At 65.5% G+C, this 743-nt stretch carries 1 protein-coding gene and 1 pseudogene; both read right to left on the bottom strand.

The features are described 5' to 3' along the window. On the bottom strand, window positions 1-505 hold a 505-nt coding region (locus A5695_RS13370), incomplete at its 3' end, for a triacylglycerol lipase (protein WP_231974814.1). Window positions 506-553: 48 nt separating this feature from the next. Continuing rightward, window positions 554-743: pseudogene (locus A5695_RS29625) on the bottom strand (hypothetical protein); the annotation flags it as partial.

Genomic DNA, 743 nt, shown 5'->3' with positions numbered 1-743 from the left:
TGCGCAGCGCCACGATGCCGTCGTTGGGCCACACCATGGGGTTGACCTGCCCGCCCTTGGTGAACTTTTTGCCCCCGATCAGCGCCACCGGGATCTTGTCCAGCACCCCGGCCTGGAACTGGTTCCAGCCGTCCTTGCCCATCAGATAGGCCTGATTCACCTCGCGGCCGGAACCCGACACCAGCCGCAGCACTTCGGTTTTGAAGCCCTTCATCGCGTTCTCGCAGAACTGGTCGCCCGCGCAATCGGTCAGCGGCAGGACGTCGTTGGCGTAATCCGAGAGGTACGAGCCCTGCCACGGCGTCCCGATCGTGGTCAGCGAGCGGACGTGCACCGCCGAGTTCGTGGTGGTCAGCACGCGGATCGCCGCCCGCGAGTACAGGCCTCCCATCGAGTGGCCGACCAGGTCGACCTCGTCGATGCCTTTGTCGGTGTGCAGGTAGGTCAAAAACCGCGCCAGGTGTTCGCCGGCGGTGTCGATGCTTCCGGTGGAGTTCACGGTCATGTTCTCCGGCAGCGTGATTGGGCACACCCCGAATGGGCCGAAACCGGTCTAGTCTACCACTTGCCCCCGATCGGCCATCGCCGGTGACGTGAACACCTTGTACCCCTTCGTAAGCAGGTATTCGCGGATCGCGGTGTCGGTGTTGCCCGCCGCCAGCCCGGTCGAGCACACCTGGTCGGGTGTGGTGAACGGGCTCGTCGCGTCCCCGCCGGAGACGATGACGACCGCCTGCGACGCC

Source organism: Mycobacterium sp. E1747 (assembly GCF_001667775.1).
GTDB lineage: Bacteria > Actinomycetota > Actinomycetes > Mycobacteriales > Mycobacteriaceae > Mycobacterium.
The sequence above is the reverse complement of the archived record's forward strand: the minus strand, read 5'-3'. Positions and strand labels throughout refer to the sequence as shown.